Consider the following 22,126-nt stretch of genomic DNA (forward strand, 5'->3'; position numbering starts at 1 on the left):
ATCCTCGAATTTATTTTCCCTTATTTTAAAATATTTCCTGCCGCCAATTACACTTTTTTTATGTTTAGCAAAGTAAGAAAACAAGCCTTTTTATATTTTTACCTAACCCTCCTCTCTTTATCACATTTTAAAGAAATTGGGGAGAGGGTCAGGTTAAACTTGTTGGCGCAAGGTTGGCAGTAATAAACAATTTTCTTTTCTACAACTTTTTGACCGATGGGATAGCGCAGATAATTGCATTTTGCACAGCATTGATTTTTGGTGCCGGTGTAAAATTCCATCCCCACAACTATCCCCAATTTTCCAAACTAAAAAACTAACAACAAGACAAAGCAACCTGGGGACATAACCGGCCCAAAACTTGCTTAAAAACCATTGCCGTCCACTCAATATCAGCCTCAGTTGTATCGCGGCCCAAAGTCAAACGCACCGCCGCCGTCGCCGCCGCTGGACGATATCCCATCGCCAACAAAACCGGACTCGGAGAAATTTTACCACTACTACAAGCCGAACCCGAACTAATAGCAATTCCCGCCAAATTCATTTGCCTAACCAAACTTCTCCCCGTCACCGTTTCAGGGCACGCCACATCCGTCAAGCAAAAACTGACATGATGAGGCAGCCGGTGTAACCGATTTCCTGTTGCACTCATACCGTGAACATCTCCCAACAACTCAAACAACCTATCGCGCAACCCAATCAAACGAGGAGTTTCTGTGGCCATTTCCTGCGCTGCCAACTCCGCCGCCACACCAAACCCGACAATTACCGGCACCGCCTGAGTGCCAGAACGCAACTTAAACTCTTGACCCCCACCGGCCAAAAGCGGCACCAATTTCACCCCTGGACGCACATAAAGCGCACCGGCACCCTGTGGGCCATAAATTTTATGACTAGAAATTGATAACAAATCAACCGGCAACTCCTGCACATTCAGAGGCAACCGGCCCGCCACCTGCACCGCATCCGTGTGAAAAAGCACACCATGAGCACGGGCAATATCCCCCAACATCGAAATCGGTTGCAGGGTGCCCACCTCACTTTGTCCGTAAATAATTGAAACTAAAACCGTATTAGGACGCAAAGCATTTTTCAAATCGCTTGGATTAACTCGTCCAGTTTCATCCACCGGCAACCGCGTCACCTCCCAGCCGCACTGTTCCAAAAAAGCAGCCGGTTGACTCACCGCCGAATGTTCAACACTCGAAATAATAATATGCTGAGGTTCCCGGTACGCGCGAGTCACCCCCCAGACTGCCAAATTATCCGCCTCCGTTCCCCCAGACGTAAAAATAATCGACTCCGGCGTAGCAGCATTAAGCAAACTTGCTACCTGAGAGCGGGCCATTTCCACCACCATAGCCGAACGCTGACCCCATTCGTGAATACTCGAAGGGTTTCCCCACTGCTGAGTCATTGCCGCTTGCATTGCCGCCGTCACTTCTGGACGAGGGGGAGTTGTCGCGCTGTAATCAAGATAAATTTGCATGATTTTTTGGGGAATCGGTAATCGCGCATCAAAATCGCACCTACATATTTATTTTGTCACTTTTGCGATTTCCCAATGTCAGAAACCCTAGAAGCGCCGCAAAAACTCTTAACAAAAAACCCTTGACAAAAAAACCTTCATTATTTCTTAGTGACCAATGACTTTTGACCAATGACAAAGGACTTTTGACAAATTAGCCGCCTGGCTTACAAACGTTATACTCTTCGTGCGATAAAACTTCTTCTGGAACTAAAAAACTACCGCAGTCTCGACAGAGCATACGGTAGTTCCGGGTGACAGGGATACTGATAATAAATCGATTGTGGCGCAGACGCTTTCCACCAAAATCTCTATAATTCGTATTCGTCATCAAACCAGCAATAATTGACCGAGCCTTTACCACCACATGATCCGGCAAATCTCTCAAATCAATGGGATCTTGGGCAAAAGCGGCTTCCCACTCCTGTTTTTTTTGTTTTTTTTCCGCACGAGCGTGGTCAGCTTTTTCTCTTTGGGTGCGTGTTTGATCGCAGCGATGGCATATTTGACCATAGCCCTGATGTCCACACAGAAATGTCTTCTTTCTTCTAGGCATAAAAAACAGTCGTGCTGGTTCAGACCCACACACCTGTAACCCAGCCGCCGCACAAAAGAGACAATGCCTCTTTGATGCAGCTAGATAAGACGTGCAATCTGCCCAATGGTTGAAAGTTTGTACTTCATAACTTTTATCCTAGTTTAACAGTTTAAATACCTTTATTTTCTCAGACGCAAAGGTTTTAAGTGGCGCTGCTCAATGCAAACCATTGAAAAAGATATTCTCAAGCCGTTATCAGTGTCCCGCAGGCACATAACACATTTACTTATCATTAATCACCTCCACAATTCCAGCACTGCCATCAATTCTCACTTGTTGTCCATCCTGCAAACATTCCATTGCATTAGGAACATCCATCACCGCCGGAATGCCATACTCTCGCGCCACAATCGCCCCGTGAGATAACCGGCCCCCCACCTCAGAAATTATACCTCCAGCACGCGCCAACAACGGCCCCCACCCGGCGTCTGTATAAGGCACCACGACAATTGTCTGCCGGTCAACTTCCAAATTTGTGCGCCATTGACGGACTACTTTGATCTTTGCTTCAACAATCCCCGGACTAGCGCCAATTCCCCGCAAAATCGTCTCACCCACAGCCGGCTCCCTAACCACTGGCACCGGTGGCATATTACCATAGACAACAAACGGAATATTCGTTAAATTTCGGTCATTTTCTAGTTGATTTTTTCGCATTTCTATGGTATGATCCAGATTCATTTCTTGATCAATTCCGCCCACCACAAGCTGCCGGATTTCCGCAAATTCCAGATAAAAAATATCGCCTTTTTCCGCTAAAAATCCTGAATTCAGGAAAACATTTTCTAAAGCCAAAAACAAAGCCCGCAACTCAGCCAAAAATTGACTGTAAATGGCGGTTACTTGCCCCTTGAGATTTAAGCGACGCTGGACAATTTTTGTTTTCCAGTTTTCCTCTGCCGGTCTACTGGTAGCCAAAGTCGGCTGGCGTATATATTCAGCCAGCAAATCTAAAACTGCCTCTGGGGTTTCTTTCCATCGGGGTACAGCGATATCTGTTGCCACATCACTCAAATAACCGAAATGTTCGAGAAACTCTTCAAATTTTTCTAAAATATTTTTTCCCGAATGAACTCTTGCCAATAAAGCAAAAATTTCTTCATTTTCTGCTGGCAAGTCGGCGGTGTTTGGTAACAACCGGCGGGCCGAATTGGCGAGATTTTGCAGAGAACGCACTGCTGCAACTTCTGGCAACTGACTGTTATCTAAGTCGCTCTCATTCACTTTAAAAATTCCTTGCCGCAGAGCATAACTTAGGGGTGAAAATATGCTATAATAAGTTGCTTTTTTCAATGCTTCTAAGGCTGCATCAATCCGCTGCAATAACTCTAAAGGTTCCGTCGGTAAAGAGTTGGCTAATTGAGCTTGGGCCGGTCTGAAATAAAGATCGTAATCTCGCTGAAAATCTTTCTCTAAATTCCACTCTTGCTTGAGCAATCTTAGTAAACCGGGTAACTGTTGAAAGGTAGAAGAAAGGGGAGGTTTGGTAAATTTTGCTCCTCGTGTTAAAAATTCCAAACTTTCGGCAGGTAAACCCATTTTGAGGAAAATTTCTCCTAGCAATGTTGCATTAAAGTAAGCACGAGAATAATGCAGGGTTGCTGTTTGATTAAAATCTAAATTTGCGGCGCTTTCGGCTAAAACAATTTTAAAAATATCGCCCCAAACGCCACAAGTTAAAGGCCGGTTAATTGACCAAGTTAAAGGCCGAATTAACCCCGGAATGACTTCGGCGGCGATTTTTCGTGTCCACAGCGGAAAAAGAGTAGTAACAGGACGGGCTTGCAACAACCATAAATGATCGCCATCATAAGACCATTCAATATCTTGGGGGATGCCGTGATATTTGGCTTCTATGTGACGGGCTAAATAGGCTACTTCTTGAATTAAGGCCGGTGGAATATCGCCTTCTCCTTCAACAATTAACTCTAAATTTTCGGGTTTTTTCCAATTTTCGACGTTTTCAATTTCGGGAACAAAAACTCGATATTGTTCTGGGGTAAATTGTCCTGATACGATTCGATTGCAATCTCCTGGTAATGCTTCTATGACAACAGAATTTAGGCTAGAATTGATTGGATCGCGGCTGAAAGCGACACCGGAAAAAACGCCTTTAATTTGTTGCTGAATCACCACTGCCATCGAATTTTCAGGAAGTTGCCGGTCGCGGCGATAAGCTTGGGCAGCAGGGCTATTATATGAAGAAAAACAGCGAGTAATTGCGTCTTGTAATTGCTGTTTATTGGTAATATTTAAAATGCTTTCATACTGACCGGCAGCGGAAGCTTTTTCGCTGTCTTCGCCAATGGCAGAAGAACGCACAACTAAAGGCTTTTCTACATTTGGTTGCAGCCAATCTAACAAAGGTTGGGGGTCATCACCTGCCGGTAAAATCCACCCCTGCGGTACGGGATACCCCCACGATTTTAGCTGAGATAAATTAGCAGCTTTTTGGCCGGCTTTTTGGGTTTCTAAAGGCCGGTCGAGTGTAAGAATTGCCTTATTTCCTTGGAAAAAGCGAAACATTTTTTGAGACTCCTCTTGTCCTGATGTTGCGGGTAAGTTTAAATCATCGGGAATCATTTTATAAATTAAAGCAAGTAAGAGAGAAAGCAAAACTGCGGTAGCAACTCGTTCGCCTTCATAGGGGTGAAAAAGTGCTAAAACTACAGGGAAAATAACTAAACTAGCCAGCTTTCCTAAGTTTTTTTCTCTTATCAAAGTAAAGGTTACGCCGGTGATTAAAAAAACAAAAATAGCAGCTTTAGGGGAGTGAACCAATACACCCCAAACCACATTTGTTGTACCGGCACCTTTGCCAATGAAATACCGGCCCAAAACCAAGGCCATCAAAGCAACTAATTCCCACGCAGATCCCGGCAGAAAAAACATTCTTGTCAGCAATACTGCTAGAATACCTTTTGCTGCTTCCGAGACAACGGCCAAAATTCCGGCAGTTTTGCCACCGTGAAAAAATGCCGCTGAAACACTGATATTGCCGGTGCCAATTTGTTTTAAATTTTGGCCGGTGATAAATTTAACAATCCAAGCAATTAAAGGCAGTCCTCCCAAAATAGGACAGACTAGCAAAATCAACACCAAACCCCAAACCTGAGTTAAAGTCATCATGGAAAAGCGAAGGTTATTCTATGGGTTAAATTTTAATAACTTTGGAGAGAAACTGCAATGCCGCAAAGGAAGGGGTTTTTTATAAAAGTTGAAGATTTGATTTGGAGATATCGAAGAATAAATCCGGTTTCTAGCTTCCTAAAAAATGGGTTAAAGTTTGTAAGCTGTCATTTCTTGCGCCGGTAGCACACCGTTTTATTAAACTGCACCGGCTCAAATTCCCTTATAATATGAGTTGTAGTTTCCGCCACACCCAAAAATAAATAACCATCAGGACGTAACAATTGGCGGACTTTCTCTAAAATCGCTTTTCTTGTTTCCAGATCAAAATAAATAAGCACATTTCGCATAAAAATAACATCCATCTGGGGTAATATAGGCCAATTTTCTACTAAATTTAGCTGGCGGAAATCAATTAATCTGTTAATTTCTTCTTTGACAACCCAACTCTGCTCGTTTTTTTGGAAATAGCGCTTTAAAAAAATGGCCGGTAGTCCTCTTTCTACTTCTTTTTGACTGTAGCAACCGGCCACTGCACGGGAGAGCATTTCGCTGGAAACATCGCTGGCAATTATTTGCAGACCCCGCGAACATAGAATAGGAAAACATTTATGAATTAACATCGCCAAACTGTAGGCTTCCTGACCGCTAGAACAAGCAGCAGACCAAATATTTAAAGGTCGTTGTCGCTGTTTTAAATATAGGGGTAAAATGAAGTTTTGCAAGGCTTCAAAGGGGTAAATATCACGGAAAAAATAAGTTTCGCAAACCAATAGAGACTCGATAACTTGAATATGAATTTGGCTATAAGCAGAAGACCGCAAAATTATCATTAATTCTGTGATGGAATTAAGGCCGGTTCGTTCGATTAGTGACGCCAACAGAAGGGGAAGTTTAGTTGCTTCTGCATTGTTTAACGAGATGCCGGTGTGTGTTCGCACTAAGTCGCGGATATATTCAAAATCATCGTTACTGAGAAGCATTTTTTATAAAGGGTCTTTAAGTTATGAATTTAGTTCTAACTTCCAGATCAATTTTAGCTGCAATTCGACTAAACGGGCCGGTTAAATTAATTTAATAATGCTTTCATCAATCATGCGGCTGACCATGAATTAGCTAAAATAGAAGCATCCCCTTTCGGGACACGGTATGTTATTGAAGGTAGAGTCATCACCCCCGATGGCAGAAACCCAGAAGTGCGTTCTGTTTGGTTTATTTCTACCGGCGATGATACCCCTAAACTCGTCAGCGCCTATCCACTCGAATAACATTATTTAAATTAAGTAAAATGATTATTGAATTAGACAGAGTTGTTTTAACCGCAGATTTACCTGAATATGATTTAAAACCGGGCGATATTGGCACGGTTGTTTTAGTCCATCAAGAAGGTTTAGGCTATGAAGTAGAATTTATGACACTCACGGGAGAAACTATTGCAATTGTTTCTCTATTTAGTTCTCAAGTTCGAGCGATTGGTGACAGAGAAATTGCTCAAGCGCGAGTTATGGCATAATCATTAATGGTGGAATGAGAAAAAAAGTTTTGGGAAAAAAAGCAGGTTTAATTTATGGTAACTACCCCTCAACCCACAAAGGTAATCTACCCAGATTGTGACGGAAATCCCATCTCAGATAATACTCGCCAGTTTCGTTGGATTGTAGTCATAAAAGAAAACCTAGAAATTCTCTTTGATGATGATCCTAATGTCTTTGTAGCCGGCGATTTACTCTGGTATCCCCAGGAAGGAAATAATAAAATACGTCAAGCTCCTGATGTAATGGTAGCAATTGGAAGACCGAAGGGTGATCGCGGCTCTTATAAACAATGGGAAGAAGGAAACATCGCCCCTCAAGTTGTATTTGAAATTCTCTCCCCAGGAAATCGCCTCAAGGAGATGGCGAAGAAAGAGAAGTTTTATGACTGTTATGGAGTTGAAGAATATTATATTTTCGACCCAGATCGTCTGGATTTCAATGGGTGGCTACGCGATGAAGCCGGCTCCTTAGAGGTGATTGAGCAGCCGGAAAATTGGACGAGTCCCCGTTTAGGGATTCGCTTTGAACTCCAAGACGAACAGTTTACCATCTACCGTCCCGATGGCCGGCCATTTCTCACCCCCACAGAGTTAGCTAAACAAGCTGAACAACAACGTCTGGAGGCTGAACAACAACGTCTGGAGGCTGAACAACAACGGCAGCGGGCTGAGTCAGCAGAAGCACGGCTTCGGGAATTAGAGGCGCGTTTACGGGAATTAGAAGGTGATCGCCATCGAGACGAGTAATACCAAAGCCGGTTTAAAAAGGTAACTTATCTGTGGAGCGGGCATCTTGCCCGCTAAGCAGGTAGGATGCGGAAAGCATTGTACCGTGCAACGGTTTCGCCCTTCACCGGCATCCGCCGTATAACAGGGGAGTCATCGCTTAATAAAAGGCGATTGTACCCCTGCGGCAACTTAATATTAATTTGCTTTCCGCCAACGCATCCACCGGCAATATAACAGCGTCACCAACAACCATACCGATGTACTGCAAAAACAAGGAAGCGCGACAGGATTACTCGGTAAAGGCTGGGAGTTAACTTCAATCAACCGATTAATATGAGGTTCTACAAAATTGCCATACATATTTTCTAAGGCTTCCCGTTGTTTGATTTTATTTTCGATATTTGACATAGCTAATTACCTTGCTTTTAGCCTGGTTTTGAAGTACAAAACCTAGACTATAGGTAGGCTAAAGCTGTGAATTGGAAGCAGAACTGTAAGCAAGTGTAATTAAGTAGAAAATGGTGTAAAGGTATGATTTGAATAGCTTTTTGTTGACCTTTATCTTCAAATAAGCTAGACTATCAACAGAATTAACTGAGTCAAGGTTAGGGCAATGGATTGGCAAACCTTTCTCCGCGAACAAGCAAAAAATCACGATCTCTCAGCAGAAGAGACAGACACTTTATTGAAGCGATTTCCAGAGAAAGACCGTTATATTAAAAATGAAGCCCAATTTGTCACAATAATTAATGAGGGTATTTCTGATAAAAAATATCAGATTGGTGTTGAGGCAATCACCAAACAAATGCAAAAAATTTATAAAAAGTTTCAGGCAGATTGTGCAGAACTACAACAGCCATCTCGTGGGAAGTTAGAAATTTTACGTCGATGGCTAATTGATGAATTTGATAAAGTTAGTATTGGCCTTAAACCCCTCAACCGTTGCATCCTAGGACTCAAAGGCAACTATCAACAAGCGCAAGAGAAACTCACCGAAATTACCCAACATCTGCAAAACCTTCTCAACGATAAAACCCTGTCTATTGCCAAAGTTGAAAAAGGCAGTATTATCCTGATTGTCCAGAGTTCCCAAACCGGCTATGAGGAAATTAAACGCCTGATTGGTGAAAAAATTATTGAAGAGTTTTCGGTGGAATATGTCATTGATGAATGGCAAGATATCTGCCGGCGGATGTTGATTGACCGGCAACCCTTAACCAGTAATACAGTCGTAACTCAGGCGGTTGGAAATAGAGAAAATCGCAACTTAATTGATGAAGATTTATTTGTCGATTTGGAACTGGTGAAACCGAAACGGAGTGAGAACGCAAAACAGCCCCAAGATATTAACCCAGAAAAAGGTTCCGACTTGTTCACTAGGCAGGAAGAAACTGTGGAGAAACAATTTCCTTACAAAGAGTTTCTCGAAAAAGTTATTAGGAAACGCACTGATAAAAATATTGCTATTATTGGAGAACCGGGGGCGGGGAAAACCACCTTACTCCAGAAATTAGCCTTTTGGTTATTACAAGAAACCGATGATTTAGTGATTTGGGTATCCTTGGCAGAATTGGGCAGTAAACCCCTCGGAGAGTATTTAGAAGAAAAATGGCTCAAAGATGCGGTAGGGCTGTCCAGAGAGGAAATTAAAGCCGACTGGGAGCAGAAATTTGAAGGGGGTGCAGCCTGGTTACTGTTGGATGGCTTTGATGAGATGAGCCCGACCGACCAACAGGCTTTAAATTTCCGAGGTTGGGTGATGGATGCTCGGATGATTGTCACCTGTCGCTTGAATTTGTGGCAAGCCAACCCCAGCCAGTTACAGGGGTTTCAAACCTATCTCACCCAACCGTTTGATGATGAAAAAATGCAGGAGTTTATCCGGCGGTGGTTTCGGGGTTTGGTTAAGGAGGGAGAGGATGTCAAGTTAGCAGAATTGTTGTGCTCAGAATTGCAAGCTGCGGGGAAGGAACGAATTAAGGATTTATGCCGCAATCCCCTGCGGTTAACCTTGTTATGTGCGACTTGGAAAGTGGATCAGGCGTTACCGGAAACGATGGCGAAGTTGTATGCGAAGTTTGTGGAGGCGATATATAAGTGGAAGAAAAAAGCATTTACTGTGAACAAGGAGGAAAAGAAACAGTTAAATGCAGCTTTGGGAGAGTTGGCGAAGGCATCCCTAGAGGCGGAAACAAGTCGATTTCGCTTAACTCATCGGTTGGTGTGTGAATATTTGGGAGAACGCGATGAGGATTCCCTGTTTGATAAGGCGTTAACGTTAGGCTGGTTAAATGAGGTGGGGGTGGCGGCGGAAAATCGCAGCGAACAGGTCTATACGTTTTATCATGCGACGTTTCAGGAGTATTTTGCAGCTTGTAGTATCGATAAACCTGAGTTCTTTTTAGAGCATATCGAGCCTCAAAAATGGAGAGGATTTTTAAGTCGCAGTTACCGTATTTTTGAAAAACACTGGAAAGAGGTTTTTTTACTTTGGCTGGGACAGACTCAAAGAAAAAAAAGCCAAAAGGATAAATTAATTAAGAATTTATTAAACTTTCAAGATGATTGTGGAGGATTTTACAGCTATAGAGCATTTCTGTTGGCAGCAGAAGGAATTGCACAATTTCCTGATAGTGAGTTTGCCGATGATATTATTGGCTGGCTTCTTGAGTTAAGTTTTGGATTCCGTTTAAATATTTTCAATGAGCAACGAATAAATTTAGTGTATGGGTATAATCTAATTTTAGGAAATGACTCACAAATCAAAACAAATATTTTCTGGTTCGCAATAAGAGAGTCAGCCACTAAAATTTTGTTTAAAACCAATACAACTAGAGTAGTGGAATTGCTGGTTGATTACATTAACCGAATCGTTATAATAAGTGATTTGATAGAGTGCAATTTTGAATTAGATATAGAATTTTCACAAATCAACAGCCAATTAGAATCTTATTTGTACTTCTACTGGCTTACTATAATTACTAATATTATTGATGCTTTAATTGTCTTAGAGCCTTCTTTTAATCTTTTTGATATAGAAATGAAAACTACACAAAATTTTTATAACGATGTAGTTAACTTTTTTATCAAAAAAGATTTTTTTGATAATACAATGATATTGGCATTAAATTTTTTGTCTCAACTGGGCTATCAAAATGCAAAAGAATTGTTACCTGTAAAATATAGTCAAAGATTACTAAATCATCAAAATGAATTGATTATAATTAGAGCGGCTAGTGTTTTTAAAGAATTGAAAACCCTAGAAAATCTAGTAGACAATTGTCTCCCAGATCGCAAGTTTGAAGTGATGTTAAAGATTGCCGAGTTGAAGGCTAACAGATCGGCAAATTTAGAAATTAAAAACGTAAAAATTAATGAGGGCTCAGTAATTGATTTTTTGACTGAGCAACTGCTAACCCGAAAACACGATTTTTCAACAAAATTATTTATGCAAATGGTGATTCTTTATGTAAATCAGACATACTTTAGTAATTTCAGGACAGAAATAGATATATATGAACTACGCAAATACTTTAAAAAAATCTTAAGTATAGAAAATTTTAGAATATTGAAACTGGACTCCTTATCAATGACAGAAATAATTTTACATAACTCAGAACAGTTGGGTTTCACTCCAGAGGAAATAGTATATTGGATGTCAAGTATTTTAAAGTCCCCCATTACGGATGAAAATTTTCAAGATTTCTGGGAATTTTTACCTCGTCTAAATGCTACATTATGGTACTGTGCCGGCAACCTCCCCTATCCCAAATTTTATCAAGCATGGCATCATCCCCCCACCACTCCCAATCGTGAAGTCACCGAACAAACCCCCCATAGCGGCGGACAAACTTTCGCCTCTCCCATCACCCGCGAATCCCTGCAACACCTGCCCATTTATTGCCTCAACGCCGGCTTCCTCGCCAACGAAACCCGCGAAAGTGAAATCGCCCAAACCCTCTGCCGGCTGATTTGGACACAAGTCTGTCCTCAGCAAATGTATCCCAGAGTTTCCACCCCCGCCGATCTATGTTATTGCCTCGATAAACTCAAATTCACCCTCAGCCTCCCCCACTGCGCCATCCTGTTCTCGAAACATCGCCGTAGCGGCGACCAAATATTTTTGGAACCTATTCAACCCACCCCAGAACTCATTGCCTTTTGCGAAAAACTGACTGGGGTAATAGAAAAGATCGCCTTCCTCACCGGCCAACCCCTAGAAGCGCCCTTAAAAGGCTTTCCCCCCGATCAACCTAATTTAATATCAGCGATTGAAACGTGGTTAAAGGAGATTTAAGAATTTGAGAAAGCCGGGTTTCTGGCAAAATTTTGCCGGCTGATCCAAGATGCAATTACAAAACCCCATTGCTGACTCTTACTACCTTAATAAACCTCATCATGGCTGCCAATATCAACAAATACAGCCTTTTCATCTTCTGTAAAATAGAATAATACTCTCTCGTCATAATCTACAGTAAAACTCCATAAATCCTTCAACTTGCCAGATAGTTTATGGGTTTTCAATCTCTAATCATAAGGGTCTAAAGTAAACATTTCTAATTTCTGCCAAAATTTTAACTCTAAATCTTCATTCCCTTTAATCCTTTTTTTAAAAGCGCGTTTAAAACCAGAACTAAAACTAACTTCCATGATTATTCCTCAATCAGTTGTCTCAATTCCTTAATCTGGCTAGAAAACTTGAGGTTTCCTTGTTGTTGTTCCATCTGCGCTGCTTGGAAATTATCATAAATATTGTCACGACGTTCTTCACGGAGATACTGCTGCAACAAGGCTTGAATTTCTTCTTTTTCATCCGTAGAAAGACCTTTGATTACCTCAACTACATCATTAAATGTCATCATTGACTAAGCCTCACGGTACTGCTTTACTTTGAATGATATCCTATTTCACCACTTTACCGACACCGTAGCCATAGCCTTCCTCACCGGCGAACCCCTAGAAGCCCCCTTAAAAAACTTTCCCCCCAATCAACCTAATTTGATATCAGTTATTGAAACATGGTTAAAAGAAATTTAAGAAATTGAGAAAGCCGGGTTTCTGAATCCAAGCCAAGAAACCGGCTTTATGCTATGTGATGATTTCTTGAATTCGTCTATTATTCGCCGTACATCTTTTAATAACCCTTTATCAAACTCAATCACCGGAAGCTAAAATTTGACAGATATTAACTAAGTGTGCTGGAATGCAGCCTGGTTGCCTAAGCCTATTAATTGCCCAACGCTTGAGCCGGTGTCACTCTTCCCAGTGGAGTCCTGTCAAAATCAGCATCAAAACTAACCAAACGCAAACCACGACGTTGAGCTAACACATACTGATAAGCATCATCAAAATCCAAATTTAAATTCCGTGCAGTTTCACCCAAACTCGCCAACTCTTCCAAATTTAGCCTCACTAAACGCATAGCAGCCATATCTTCCACAAACAATTCAAAAACATCTCCTAAATTCCGTCTCACAAGCAAAATGCCAATAGAATAAAGACGAAAATCTGTGATATGGATACTTCCTACCGGTGCATTTAATAAAAACCTCTGGGCTTCGTCCGCACGTTGTTGTTGCAACAGCACCTCTAAAAAAACATTTGTATCGACTAAAAACACTTAATCGCTCCAGTTCTCTAAAACTTCCCGTTGCAAATCGGCAGCAGTAACACCTTTTTCCTCACGCAATGCTCCCGCCCATTTTAACTGTAAAGATTGAGTTGATTTAGCGTGTTTTTCTAATAAAAACTCAGCGAAATCTCTAACTTCTTGTTGTAAGTTTGGCGGCAATTCTTGCCACAGTTCCAGCATAGGTTTCGTTTCATTCATGGCTTTACCTCCTCGTTATTAAAAGCATAGCAAATCTCAAACGCAAAAAGCGCCCCCCAATTCTGGAGAGCGCCTTTTGTAATTATTTAGTTTTCGAGGAACAAGCCCTCATAAAACCTTAGCCCTTGATAGCAGGAGCCTCAACAGAAGCCAAATCAAGAGGGAAGTTGTGAGCATTACGCTCGTGCATTACTTCCATACCCAAGTTAGCACGGTTGATAACATCAGCCCAGGTATTAATAACACGACCTTGAGAGTCGATAACAGACTGGTTGAAGTTAAAACCATTCAAGTTGAAAGCCATCGTGGAAATACCCAAAGCGGTAAACCAGATGCCGATAACCGGCCAAGCACCCAAGAAGAAGTGCAAAGAACGGCTGTTATTAAAAGAAGCGTATTGGAAGATCAAACGACCGAAGTAGCCGTGTGCTGCAACGATGTTGTAGGTTTCTTCTTCTTGACCGAATTTGTAGCCGTAGTTTTGGCTTTCAACTTCGGTGGTTTCACGAACCAAAGAAGAGGTAACTAAAGAACCGTGCATAGCAGAGAACAAAGAACCACCAAATACACCGGCAACTCCCAACATATGGAAGGGGTGCATCAAGATGTTGTGCTCAGCTTGGAACACCAACATGAAGTTGAAGGTTCCAGAAATACCCAAAGGCATACCATCGGAGAAAGAACCTTGACCCAAGGGGTAGATCAAGAATACTGCGGAAGCGGCTGCAACTGGTGCAGAGTATGCTACGCAGATCCAAGGACGCATACCCAAGCGGTAAGACAATTCCCACTCACGACCCATGTAGCAGAATACGCCAATGAGGAAGTGGAAAATTACCAACTGGTAAGGGCCACCGTTGTACAACCACTCATCCAAGGAAGCAGCTTCCCAGATGGGGTAGAAGTGAAGACCGATGGCGTTAGAGGAAGGAACAACTGCACCAGTGATGATGTTGTTTCCGTAGAGCAAGGAACCGGCAACGGGTTCGCGGATACCGTCGATGTCAACCGGCGGAGCGGCGACAAAGGCGATTAAAAAGCAGGTGGTGGCGGTTAAGAGGGTAGGGATCATCAAGACGCCGAACCAGCCGATATAAAGGCGGTTTTCGGTGCTTGTAACCCAGCTACAAAACCGTTCCCAAACGTTAGAGCGCTCTGTGCGCTGTAAGGTGGTGGTCATCGTTTTATGAGTGCTTATTTGTTTTTCAAGGTTCAGGTAAGTTGTTTTTCTTACCTTGATTAATACCTTACAGCATTTGTAAAGTAATGTAAAGCTTTTTTTATTCGATTTTTACTTATATAAGATATTAGTTTTTGTTATATAAGATTCCCGATGACCAAACAGTAAGCTTTTATAAAAGAAGCAAACCTATCAAAACCCCAGCCAGCCCTTAACATTCCTAAAAATAAACACTCATGGAATCTTTACAAAAAGTTACATACAGCCCCGCCTACACCATCGTCCCCACCTACGAATGCTTTAACCGCTGTAGCTACTGCAACTTTCGGACAGAACCAAGCAAAAGCCCCTGGCTAGAACTCGATGAAGCGGAAAAGCTGCTGAGTTCCTTACAAAACACCGGCACCCTCGAAATACTCATTCTCAGCGGCGAAGTCCACCCCCAAAGCCAGAGACGGGCTGCCTGGTTTCAGCGCATCTATGATATATGTCAGTTAGCCCTTGAGATGGGATTTTTACCCCATACCAATGTAGGGCCACTGAGTTTTGCAGAAATGACGCAATTAAAACAAGTCAATGTATCAATGGGGTTAATGCTAGAACAACTAACACCGGCCCTCTTGCAAAGCGTTCATAAACACGCACCGAGCAAACAGCCCCAACTACGACTGCAACAACTACAATGGGCCGGTCAACTGCAAATTCCCTTCACCACCGGCCTATTACTGGGAATAGGCGAAACCCTCGCCGACTCGCAAAACACCCTTCAAGCAATTGCAGAAATTCATGGCCGGTGGGGAAACATCCAAGAAGTGATATTGCAACCCTATAGCCCAGGAACCAATGAAGAATATAAGCTTTCAGCATTTCCCATCAAAAAGCTTCCCGAAATTATTGCACTAGCCCGCCAAATCCTGCCATCGGAAATCACGATCCAAATTCCGCCGAATTTAATCAGCCAACCGGCCCTATTAATAGCCTGTATAGAAGCCGGTGCCAGAGACTTAGGAGGGATTGGCCCCTGGGATGAAGTCAACCCCGACTATCCGCACCCACCTCATCAAAAACTTGCAGATATATTACAAACTGCTGGCTGGCAACTCGTGCAGAGATTGCCGGTGTACCCCCAACACATCAACACATTACCCAGCCACCTCCAAAAAGCCATCAGCCAAACATTAAACTTGCATAAATAGTACCTAACGCAACCCCCCAAAAGCCCATCTGCGTTAATCTGTGGGGCGGGCATCCTGCCTGCCTTATATCTGCGGTTAAAAAATCAATAACCCTTAGCAGCCAAATCAAACCTACCCGCAAAAGCAACCCGCTCAACCCGCGTCTCAACTTTGCCATCAGGATAAAGCTTCAAAACCCGAAAACCCGGTTCCACAACATCCAAACCAAACTTCTCACTTTTTGGTTTAAACTGAATACAAGTAGAAGGAGAAGCCAAATAGCGAATACCTTGAAACTCGCGGTCAAACTCTTGATGAATATGACCAAACAAAACCAGCTTAACTTGAGGATAGCGGGCCAAAACAGTAAACAATTCTTCAGGGTTTTGGAGAGTGCTGCTATCTAACCATTCAGAATTAACCAAAAACGGCGGATGGTGCAGAGACACAAGGGTAGGCTGGGGTGGAAGTTGGGAAAGTTGCCGGTCTAACCATTCTAAAGTTGACCCAGACAAATAACCGTGAACATAGCCGGGGACACCAGAATTCAGCAATATAAAATTCCAGTTTCCCTGCTGAAAAGATTTTTCAGGTAAAAAAGGAAATTTCGTTAAAACTTCGTCCATAAAAGGCAAACTGTCGTGATTGCCAGGGAGCCAATAAGTGGGAATTCCCAAGGGAGAAATTAACTGTTGTAGGTGTTGGTAAGATTCCTTTGTATGGTCTTGGGAAAGATCGCCGGTGAGCAATAATAAATCAGGAGATGGTTGTAGCTCTTTAAGGGTTTGCAAAACCGCTAGGAAGGATTCACTGGTTGGAAAACCGACTAATTCCTGTTGAGGAGTGGCGAAGAGGTGAATATCGGTAAGTTGTGCAACAAGCAAGGGTAACGCTTGGCTCATAGCTGATCTATCGAGTTGAGAGGTTATTGGGCTGGACGTGAATTAAACGCCTTTGTTCTCTAGGTTAGCTTTAAAAGAGCCATCAATAGGCGATTTAGGACAGAGTTGTAAGTGATCTGCATCACCTATTTTTGCGTAAATTTAGTTTGGGGAAAAGCCGAGGGCCGGTGTCAGGAAAATTTTTGTAAAAACTTCTGCCGGTCTATTGCAATTGAGTAAAAATTTGCTATGATAGGTTTTGCTGTTAAAAACAAGGCCGGCGGCATAGCCAAGTGGTAAGGCAGAGGTCTGCAAAACCTTCACCCCCAGTTCAAATCTGGGTGCCGCCTTTTAAGCAAAAACTTCCAAATCTAAGTAGAGACGTTCCGCTGGAACGTCTATAGTCTCTAGCCACTACTGCCAAACCCCCTAGCTAACAAAATTGGCGTGTCGTAGCGGAATATCAATCACAAACTTCGCCCCCTGATTTGGTGCAGAAATACAGCGCAAACTACCCTTGTGTTTTTCCACAACAATTTGATAGCTAATTGCCAGCCCCAAACCAGTACCCTTACCCACCGGCTTTGTTGTATAAAACGGATCAAAAAGTTTTTGCCGCACAGATTCCCTCATCCCCGCACCATTATCCGCGATTTCAATGCGAACAAATTGACAGTTAGGCTCAACAACTTGATTATCAGTTTTACAATCACTTTCAATTGTGCCAATATGCAGCGCCGTCTGAATAGTAATCGTAGGAGGATTGGCTTTAATTACTTCTTTTGAGCGGTGGCTGTTGAAATCGTCTAAAGCATCAATCGCATTTGTAAGAATATTCATAAACACCTGGTTAAGCTGCCCCGGATAGCATTCAACCAAAGGCAGATTTCCATATTCTTTGAGGATTTCAATAGGAAAATGTTCCGGTTTTGCTTTTATCCTGTTTTGCAAAATCATTAAAGTGCTTTCAATGCCAGAATGAATATCAGCCTCTTTCATTTCCGCCTCATCAATCCGTGAAAAGTTCCTCAAACTAGCAACAATTTCACGGATACGATCTGCGCCCACATTCATTGAATCCAGCATTTTTGGCAAATCTTCTTTCAAAAACTCCAAATCTATATCTTCAATTTTAAACTCTATTTCTTGCCCTGGATTAGGGTATTTTTCCTCATACATTTGCAACAATCTCAAAATATTTTGAGTATATTCTTTAGTATGAACCAAATTACCAAAAATAAAATTAACCGGATTATTAATTTCGTGCGCCACCCCCGCCACAAGTTGACCAAGAGAAGACATTTTTTCACTTTGAATTAACTGGGCTTGGGTGCGTTGTAGCTCTTGCAAAGCTTTCTCTAGTTCCATAGCTTTTTCTCTGATCTGTGCTTCCGACTGGCGCATCACCTCCTGAGCCTGTTTGCGTTCCGTAATATCGGCAGCCATGCTCATCACCAGACGCCGGCCATCCGGTAGTTCCCCTAAAGGCGCGGAACTAAACTCCCAAATTTTGATATTCCCGCTGGCTGTCCTAATTTCATATTCCCCCTCTTCCACCCTACCAGCGAGGCTGTAAAGTTTGTCAATATAATCGTACACAGAGTTTTTTCTTTCCCCGTAGGCTTTTTGTGTCCAGTCAGCTATTGTTGGGATATCTTCTAGGGTGTAACCGCTCAACTCTGTCCAAGTTTGGTTAAGGGCGATAACTTCTCCATCTTCGGCATGAACGATCAGCGGAAAAGGAGCGTATAAAACCGCACGACGAAAACGATCCTCGCTTTGCTGTAAAGCTTCTTGTGATTGTTTTTGCTCGGTAATATCATTATTAATTTCCAAAATTGCCGAAGGCTGACCGGCCTCATCGCGCAGCAGCGTCCACCGGCTCGCCACTGTAATTTTCCCGCCATCGCGCAGAGTGTGAATCAATTCCCCTTGCCAGAAGCCCTGTTGCAAAAATCTTTTTAAAATTTCTTCGAGGGGCTGGGGAAATACTGTCTCTAAAAAACTGTGGATATACTTGCCGATGGTTTCTTGTTTAGTGAAACCGTAAAGCTTTTCTGCCCCCTGATTCCAGTAAATAATCACATCATCTAGGGAGCGAATCATAATAGAATCGTTTGCCAAGTCAATCATTTGGTTGTGTTGTTGCAGCGCCGCCTCCACTTCTTTTCGCTCAGAAATTTCTGTGTTTAAAGCCCAATTCATCGCCTCGACTTGTTTTGTTTTGGCTTGTGCCTTTTGCGCTTGATAAACCGCCAGCGTCAGACACCCAGCCACTACCGAACCGGCCAGCAGTACCAATTCGGGAACTGATGATTGTTCATCTGCGAGCAACTCAGCAGAAGGCCAGACGCGCACTCGCAACGTAATACCGTCAAGAGGAAAAGACTCTTCCTGGCCCCAAATCTCTGCGTTTTGGCTATTGGCTTCGTCGCGGCTGTAAATTTTGGTTTGACCCTCAAACACGCTCAACCGATAGTCGGGGAGAATTTGCGTATTCAAAATTGTTTTGAATAGTCCTTCGGTGCGAAAGCTGGCGAAGACGAACCCTTCCAAACGATTATTGCGGAGTACCGGCACATAGGCCCACAACTCCCTGCTGCCTTCGGCGGAGAGGGAGGGGACTACAATAATATCTCGCCACTTTGACGGCTTGGGGGCGAGAACTTGCTGATGGGCTTGGGTTTGGGGTGCCTCAATTTCAGGCCGCGATGTTGTCCAGCGCGGTTCAAACTCGGTGCTTACCCACTGCAAAGTCTGGCAATTGGGATAAAAATTTAAGTAAGTTTTTGCTGCTAACTGCCATTCGGAGGCGCTGAGTTGATCGTACTTAGCCAAGGAACTGCTGAGTTGTTGGAGTGCGTCAATTCGGGTAGCCAGACGGCCACGAACTTCGTTTCTGACAGCCTCCGCTGCGATCTGAACTTTCCCGTCAATTTGGCTGCGTACCTGTTGCTTTGCTACTTGCCAAAGCCCTAACGTGGCTAAAAGGGTTCCAGCGCCTACCAAGAGGGGAAGCCAGCGGAAGAAAGAGGGCGATTGGCCGGTGGGGGCATTCGTCCACTTTTCCCAATTGCCAGAGACGATGTTTATTTTCATGGATCGTGTTTGATTGAGCGACTTTTAATACTTGTGGGAAGAGGCCAGCAATCTATCTCTAGTGGATAGCAATTCAAAGGCGCACCGCTCGAAAAGTAGATTTTTGGAAATAATATTGAGTGTTTAGTAGACGAGGGTAGTCTTATGGTTGTTGGGGTGGTCGGTGGGTAAGACCGGCTCTTGCGGTAGAATGATTTTCACCTCCTCTTGGAGTTATTGTCAAGATAAACTCTCCTTTTTATGGAAGTGCTGATGTACTCTGATGGTTTATATGTTGCCGATTTCTTTTTAGAAAGACACCCTTCTGATATATAGCCTTTTCAGGCAGATGAAGTACACCCCCGATTATTGTAGGGGCGGTGCCCCCGTGCCAGCCCGTTCCGGAACGTACCTCACCAATATGAAAACCGCTATATTTATTTGCTCCTTATGCTCAGTCAAGAAAATCCTATCGAAGCAGTTTGGTTATCATTGAAAAGCTTACTTAGACGGGGTTACCGCTTCTGTAAAAACTTTACCATTATCAAGTGAACGATTGTTTAAGCTTTTAGTTGATTTCAAGTTGTTCTCTTTTGCTGATATCAAAAAATATAATGCTTTTTTATGCTTCATTGGAAAATGCTATATAAAAGTTTTATCTTATATCGCTTTATTTAAGTTTTCTAAACTAATCAGCCATTCATTAAAATGACGACATTTACTTCTAATGGTTTCTAAACCAATTTTTTGAGCCATTAAAGGTGCTACAGAAACTTTTGCACCTTTATAACTGGGAATAAATTCAATAATTCGCTTAGAAGGTGCAGTTGTTATTCCATCATTGATTAATTCGGGAGATGTATAGTTGTTACAAAATTCCGATAATTGCTCTATATTTATTGAATATTCGGGGAACCTTTCTATTAATAGATTTGGATTACTTAGAATCAAGGCTTCAAATTCATGGAGTTGAATATAAGGAATAAAACGATAATCATTAATATCGTTAGCAAAAGCCATTTCTAATTGTGTAACTCTTTGATATGGATCAGATATTTTTTTTGCTTCATCAAATTGAGGGAATTCATTTGGTAAAGCATATAAATCAAGCATAGTTGTCAATCTTACCTCTTTAGCTTTGTCCTCTTTTAGCCAAATCAATATATCGTTTTTAGTTTTTTCATAATTAACTAATCCACCTCGATAGACGCGGGTTTTAGTCCGTTTAGTTGTAACACAATGGACATCAGTAAGCACGTTAAAATCAGCTAAATGTTGAGCTAAAACGGAGTTTACAAATTCTTCTTCTGTTTGGCCTTCAGCAATAATATGTAAACGAATCATTTGCTAGGTCTTCCTCCAATAATATTTTTATTCCATAATTCAGAGAGGGAATATTCTTCTAACCAATCTTGAAGAGTGTCTGAATCTAACCGTTTCAAAGTAGATTCACGATTTTTTCTTTCAACGACAATAATATCTTCCGGTTCAAAACAATCAATTAACAAGGTAGATTGAGTTGCTAAAATGACTTGTGTATGATGAGAGATACTTTTAATCAAACCACCAAGAATATTAATGGCATAAGGATGTAACCCTAATTCTGGCTCATCCAAAATCAAGACATCAGGTAAATCGCTTTCTGGTTGTAATAAAAGAGTCACTAATGCCATCGTTCTTAATGTACCATCTGAGGCTTGATGCGAGCTAAAAATTAAGTCGGTATTATTTTCTTTCCATTGTATAATTACAGAATAATTTATAGGCTCTAAAACAAATTCAAGGAAAAAGGGAGCAATTTGTCTGAGAGTTTCTACTATTCTTTGGTAATAAATAGGTTCTGTTTCTCTTAACCTTAAAAGTAATGGTGCTAAATTTGCTCCATCCTCTCGTAAATAACGATTATCGTCTGTATTCCATCTTTGCCTAATTCGAGCCGTTTCTGAAGTGTTATGAAACTGATAAACTGCACAATTTTGAATTAATTTAAAAATTATTTTAGCAGTAGAATCTCCTAAATTTGCTTGATTAATTAATGCTGCTTCTTTATGACCTGCATCTAACGATTGCCAAGATGCTAAAGTCGGAAAAGTTGAACGAGAAAAACGATATTTTTCCTCAGCAAAAATAAAGGTATCGGCTGCTCCATGAAAAAGCCTAAAAAAATAATCATTTTTACCGACATCTGTTTCAAACTTCAATTCTACTTGAATTTGGGGAGTGATTGCTGCACCATCAAACAAAAGAGCATTTGCTCCTCCAGATTGACCTATAAATATTTGTAATTGTCCGGGGTTTTGTATCATCCAACGGAGTAATTTAAAAAAAGAAATAAAGTTAGATTTACCGGCTCCATTTGCCCCTATTAAAACATTGATTGGTGATAAAACTAAGTCAAGTTCTTTAATTGATTTGTAACCTTTTATTTTAATTCTTTTCAGCATAGTTATTTTATAGTCCAAAA

20 protein-coding genes and 1 tRNA gene are annotated in these 22,126 nt (G+C 42.0%); 7 read left to right on the forward strand and 14 right to left on the reverse strand.

The annotated features are described in order from the left end of the window. Nucleotides 1-316 precede the first annotated feature (316 nt). The 4 genes from NG798_RS17400 to NG798_RS17415 form a co-directional block, all read right to left on the reverse strand. Complete coding sequence (locus tag NG798_RS17400; RefSeq protein WP_261224960.1) at nt 317-1,489, reverse strand: cysteine desulfurase family protein; 1,173 nt, start codon at nt 1,487-1,489, stop codon at nt 317-319. A gap of 193 nt (nt 1,490-1,682) precedes the next feature. Continuing rightward, nucleotides 1,683-2,084, reverse strand: a complete 402-nt coding sequence (locus tag NG798_RS17405) for a hypothetical protein (protein ID WP_261224961.1) — start codon at nt 2,082-2,084, stop codon at nt 1,683-1,685. A 264-nt stretch (nt 2,085-2,348) separates the two neighbouring features. After that, on the reverse strand, nt 2,349-5,255 hold the full coding sequence (locus NG798_RS17410) for a glycerol-3-phosphate acyltransferase (RefSeq protein WP_317619611.1): 2,907 nt from the start codon (nt 5,253-5,255) through the stop codon (nt 2,349-2,351). Between the two features lie 167 nt (nt 5,256-5,422). Then, on the reverse strand, nt 5,423-6,238 hold the full coding sequence (locus NG798_RS17415) for a protein-glutamate O-methyltransferase CheR (RefSeq protein WP_261224962.1): 816 nt from the start codon (nt 6,236-6,238) through the stop codon (nt 5,423-5,425). A 105-nt stretch (nt 6,239-6,343) separates the two neighbouring features. Here NG798_RS17415 and NG798_RS28185 point away from each other — a divergent pair, with 105 nt between their 5' ends. From NG798_RS28185 to NG798_RS17425, 3 genes are read left to right on the forward strand one after another with little or no spacing between them, the layout of a single operon-like run. Next, nucleotides 6,344-6,523 (forward strand): DUF6883 domain-containing protein, encoded by a 180-nt coding sequence (locus NG798_RS28185; protein WP_375338976.1) that lies wholly within the window; start codon nt 6,344-6,346, stop codon nt 6,521-6,523. 20 nt (nt 6,524-6,543) lie between these two features. Beyond that, a complete protein-coding gene (locus NG798_RS17420; RefSeq protein WP_261224963.1) occupies nt 6,544-6,768 on the forward strand; it encodes a DUF4926 domain-containing protein in 225 nt (74 codons plus the stop codon). A gap of 54 nt (nt 6,769-6,822) precedes the next feature. Then, entirely contained in the window at nt 6,823-7,536 is a 714-nt protein-coding gene (locus NG798_RS17425) for a Uma2 family endonuclease (protein ID WP_261224964.1), read from the forward strand. Nucleotides 7,537-7,713: 177 nt separating this feature from the next. On the opposite strand, the gene NG798_RS17430 is transcribed toward NG798_RS17425, so the two are convergent. Next, nucleotides 7,714-7,926, reverse strand: coding sequence for a hypothetical protein (locus NG798_RS17430; protein ID WP_261224965.1), 213 nt, complete (start codon nt 7,924-7,926; stop codon nt 7,714-7,716). Between the two features lie 205 nt (nt 7,927-8,131). Between NG798_RS17430 and NG798_RS17435 the strand changes: the two genes are divergently transcribed. Further along, nucleotides 8,132-11,815, forward strand: coding sequence for an NACHT domain-containing NTPase (locus NG798_RS17435; RefSeq protein WP_261224966.1), 3,684 nt, complete (start codon nt 8,132-8,134; stop codon nt 11,813-11,815). Nucleotides 11,816-12,045: 230 nt separating this feature from the next. Here NG798_RS17435 and NG798_RS17440 read toward each other — a convergent pair whose 3' ends face one another. Next, on the reverse strand, nt 12,046-12,168 hold the full coding sequence (locus NG798_RS17440; RefSeq protein WP_261224967.1) for a hypothetical protein: 123 nt from the start codon (nt 12,166-12,168) through the stop codon (nt 12,046-12,048). Between the two features lie 2 nt (nt 12,169-12,170). After that, complete coding sequence (locus NG798_RS17445) at nt 12,171-12,380, reverse strand: hypothetical protein (RefSeq protein WP_261224968.1); 210 nt, start codon at nt 12,378-12,380, stop codon at nt 12,171-12,173. A 28-nt stretch (nt 12,381-12,408) separates the two neighbouring features. On the opposite strand from NG798_RS17445, the gene NG798_RS17450 reads away from it, so the two are divergent. Beyond that, on the forward strand, nt 12,409-12,555 hold the full coding sequence (locus tag NG798_RS17450) for a hypothetical protein (RefSeq protein ID WP_261224969.1): 147 nt from the start codon (nt 12,409-12,411) through the stop codon (nt 12,553-12,555). A 190-nt stretch (nt 12,556-12,745) separates the two neighbouring features. Here NG798_RS17450 and NG798_RS17455 read toward each other — a convergent pair whose 3' ends face one another. The 3 genes from NG798_RS17455 to psbA all read right to left on the reverse strand — a co-directional run bounded on the left by NG798_RS17455 (nt 12,746) and on the right by psbA (nt 14,528). Further along, entirely contained in the window at nt 12,746-13,138 is a 393-nt protein-coding gene (locus tag NG798_RS17455; protein WP_261224970.1) for a PIN domain-containing protein, read from the reverse strand. Then, nucleotides 13,139-13,348 (reverse strand): DUF2281 domain-containing protein, encoded by a 210-nt coding sequence (locus NG798_RS17460; RefSeq protein ID WP_261224971.1) that lies wholly within the window; start codon nt 13,346-13,348, stop codon nt 13,139-13,141. A gap of 118 nt (nt 13,349-13,466) precedes the next feature. Further along, nucleotides 13,467-14,528 (reverse strand): photosystem II q(b) protein, encoded by a 1,062-nt coding sequence (gene psbA, locus NG798_RS17465; protein ID WP_261224972.1) that lies wholly within the window; start codon nt 14,526-14,528, stop codon nt 13,467-13,469. A gap of 236 nt (nt 14,529-14,764) precedes the next feature. On the opposite strand from psbA, the gene cofG reads away from it, so the two are divergent. Next, nucleotides 14,765-15,724 carry a 7,8-didemethyl-8-hydroxy-5-deazariboflavin synthase subunit CofG gene (gene cofG, locus NG798_RS17470; RefSeq protein ID WP_261224973.1) on the forward strand — a complete coding sequence of 320 codons (960 nt, stop codon included), beginning with the start codon at nt 14,765-14,767 and terminating at the stop codon, nt 15,722-15,724. 83 nt (nt 15,725-15,807) lie between these two features. On the opposite strand, the gene cpdA is transcribed toward cofG, so the two are convergent. Next, nucleotides 15,808-16,605 carry a 3',5'-cyclic-AMP phosphodiesterase gene (cpdA, locus tag NG798_RS17475; protein WP_261224974.1) on the reverse strand — a complete coding sequence of 266 codons (798 nt, stop codon included), beginning with the start codon at nt 16,603-16,605 and terminating at the stop codon, nt 15,808-15,810. A 258-nt stretch (nt 16,606-16,863) separates the two neighbouring features. Here cpdA and NG798_RS17480 point away from each other — a divergent pair. Further along, nucleotides 16,864-16,934, forward strand: a tRNA-Cys gene (locus tag NG798_RS17480). Nucleotides 16,935-17,013: 79 nt separating this feature from the next. Here the strand turns inward: NG798_RS17480 and NG798_RS17485 are convergent. The 3 genes from NG798_RS17485 to NG798_RS17495 all read right to left on the reverse strand — a co-directional run bounded on the left by NG798_RS17485 (nt 17,014) and on the right by NG798_RS17495 (nt 22,124). Further along, entirely contained in the window at nt 17,014-19,683 is a 2,670-nt protein-coding gene (locus NG798_RS17485) for a PAS domain S-box protein (RefSeq protein ID WP_261224975.1), read from the reverse strand. 639 nt (nt 19,684-20,322) lie between these two features. Continuing rightward, nucleotides 20,323-21,006, reverse strand: coding sequence for a DUF4276 family protein (locus NG798_RS17490; protein WP_261224976.1), 684 nt, complete (start codon nt 21,004-21,006; stop codon nt 20,323-20,325). Further along, nucleotides 21,003-22,124, reverse strand: coding sequence for an AAA family ATPase (locus NG798_RS17495; RefSeq protein ID WP_261224977.1), 1,122 nt, complete (start codon nt 22,122-22,124; stop codon nt 21,003-21,005). The genes NG798_RS17490 and NG798_RS17495 overlap by 4 nt, the downstream gene beginning before the upstream one ends. Nucleotides 22,125-22,126 lie beyond the last annotated feature (2 nt).

The sequence above is a fragment of the Ancylothrix sp. D3o genome, assembly GCF_025370775.1.
Lineage (GTDB): Bacteria > Cyanobacteriota > Cyanobacteriia > Cyanobacteriales > Oscillatoriaceae > Ancylothrix.

Excerpts from the sequence above, each read along its gene's own strand:
- NG798_RS17410 (WP_317619611.1), bottom strand. The coding sequence starts at position 5,255 with ATGATGACTTTAACTCAGGTTTGGGGTTTGGTGTTGATTTTGCTAGTC.
- cpdA (WP_261224974.1), bottom strand. The coding sequence starts at position 16,605 with ATGAGCCAAGCGTTACCCTTGCTTGTTGCACAACTTACCGATATTCAC.
- NG798_RS17460 (WP_261224971.1), bottom strand. The coding sequence starts at position 13,348 with ATGAATGAAACGAAACCTATGCTGGAACTGTGGCAAGAATTGCCGCCA.
- NG798_RS17490 (WP_261224976.1), bottom strand. The coding sequence starts at position 21,006 with ATGATTCGTTTACATATTATTGCTGAAGGCCAAACAGAAGAAGAATTT.
- NG798_RS17420 (WP_261224963.1), top strand. The coding sequence starts at position 6,544 with ATGATTATTGAATTAGACAGAGTTGTTTTAACCGCAGATTTACCTGAA.
- NG798_RS17415 (WP_261224962.1), bottom strand. The coding sequence starts at position 6,238 with ATGCTTCTCAGTAACGATGATTTTGAATATATCCGCGACTTAGTGCGA.
- psbA (WP_261224972.1), bottom strand. The coding sequence starts at position 14,528 with ATGACCACCACCTTACAGCGCACAGAGCGCTCTAACGTTTGGGAACGG.
- NG798_RS17440 (WP_261224967.1), bottom strand. The coding sequence starts at position 12,168 with ATGGAAGTTAGTTTTAGTTCTGGTTTTAAACGCGCTTTTAAAAAAAGG.
- NG798_RS17430 (WP_261224965.1), bottom strand. The coding sequence starts at position 7,926 with ATGTCAAATATCGAAAATAAAATCAAACAACGGGAAGCCTTAGAAAAT.
- cofG (WP_261224973.1), top strand. The coding sequence starts at position 14,765 with ATGGAATCTTTACAAAAAGTTACATACAGCCCCGCCTACACCATCGTC.
- NG798_RS17425 (WP_261224964.1), top strand. The coding sequence starts at position 6,823 with ATGGTAACTACCCCTCAACCCACAAAGGTAATCTACCCAGATTGTGAC.
- NG798_RS17405 (WP_261224961.1), bottom strand. The coding sequence starts at position 2,084 with ATGCCTAGAAGAAAGAAGACATTTCTGTGTGGACATCAGGGCTATGGT.
- NG798_RS17485 (WP_261224975.1), bottom strand. The coding sequence starts at position 19,683 with ATGAAAATAAACATCGTCTCTGGCAATTGGGAAAAGTGGACGAATGCC.
- NG798_RS17400 (WP_261224960.1), bottom strand. The coding sequence starts at position 1,489 with ATGCAAATTTATCTTGATTACAGCGCGACAACTCCCCCTCGTCCAGAA.
- NG798_RS17445 (WP_261224968.1), bottom strand. The coding sequence starts at position 12,380 with ATGATGACATTTAATGATGTAGTTGAGGTAATCAAAGGTCTTTCTACG.
- NG798_RS17435 (WP_261224966.1), top strand. The coding sequence starts at position 8,132 with ATGGATTGGCAAACCTTTCTCCGCGAACAAGCAAAAAATCACGATCTC.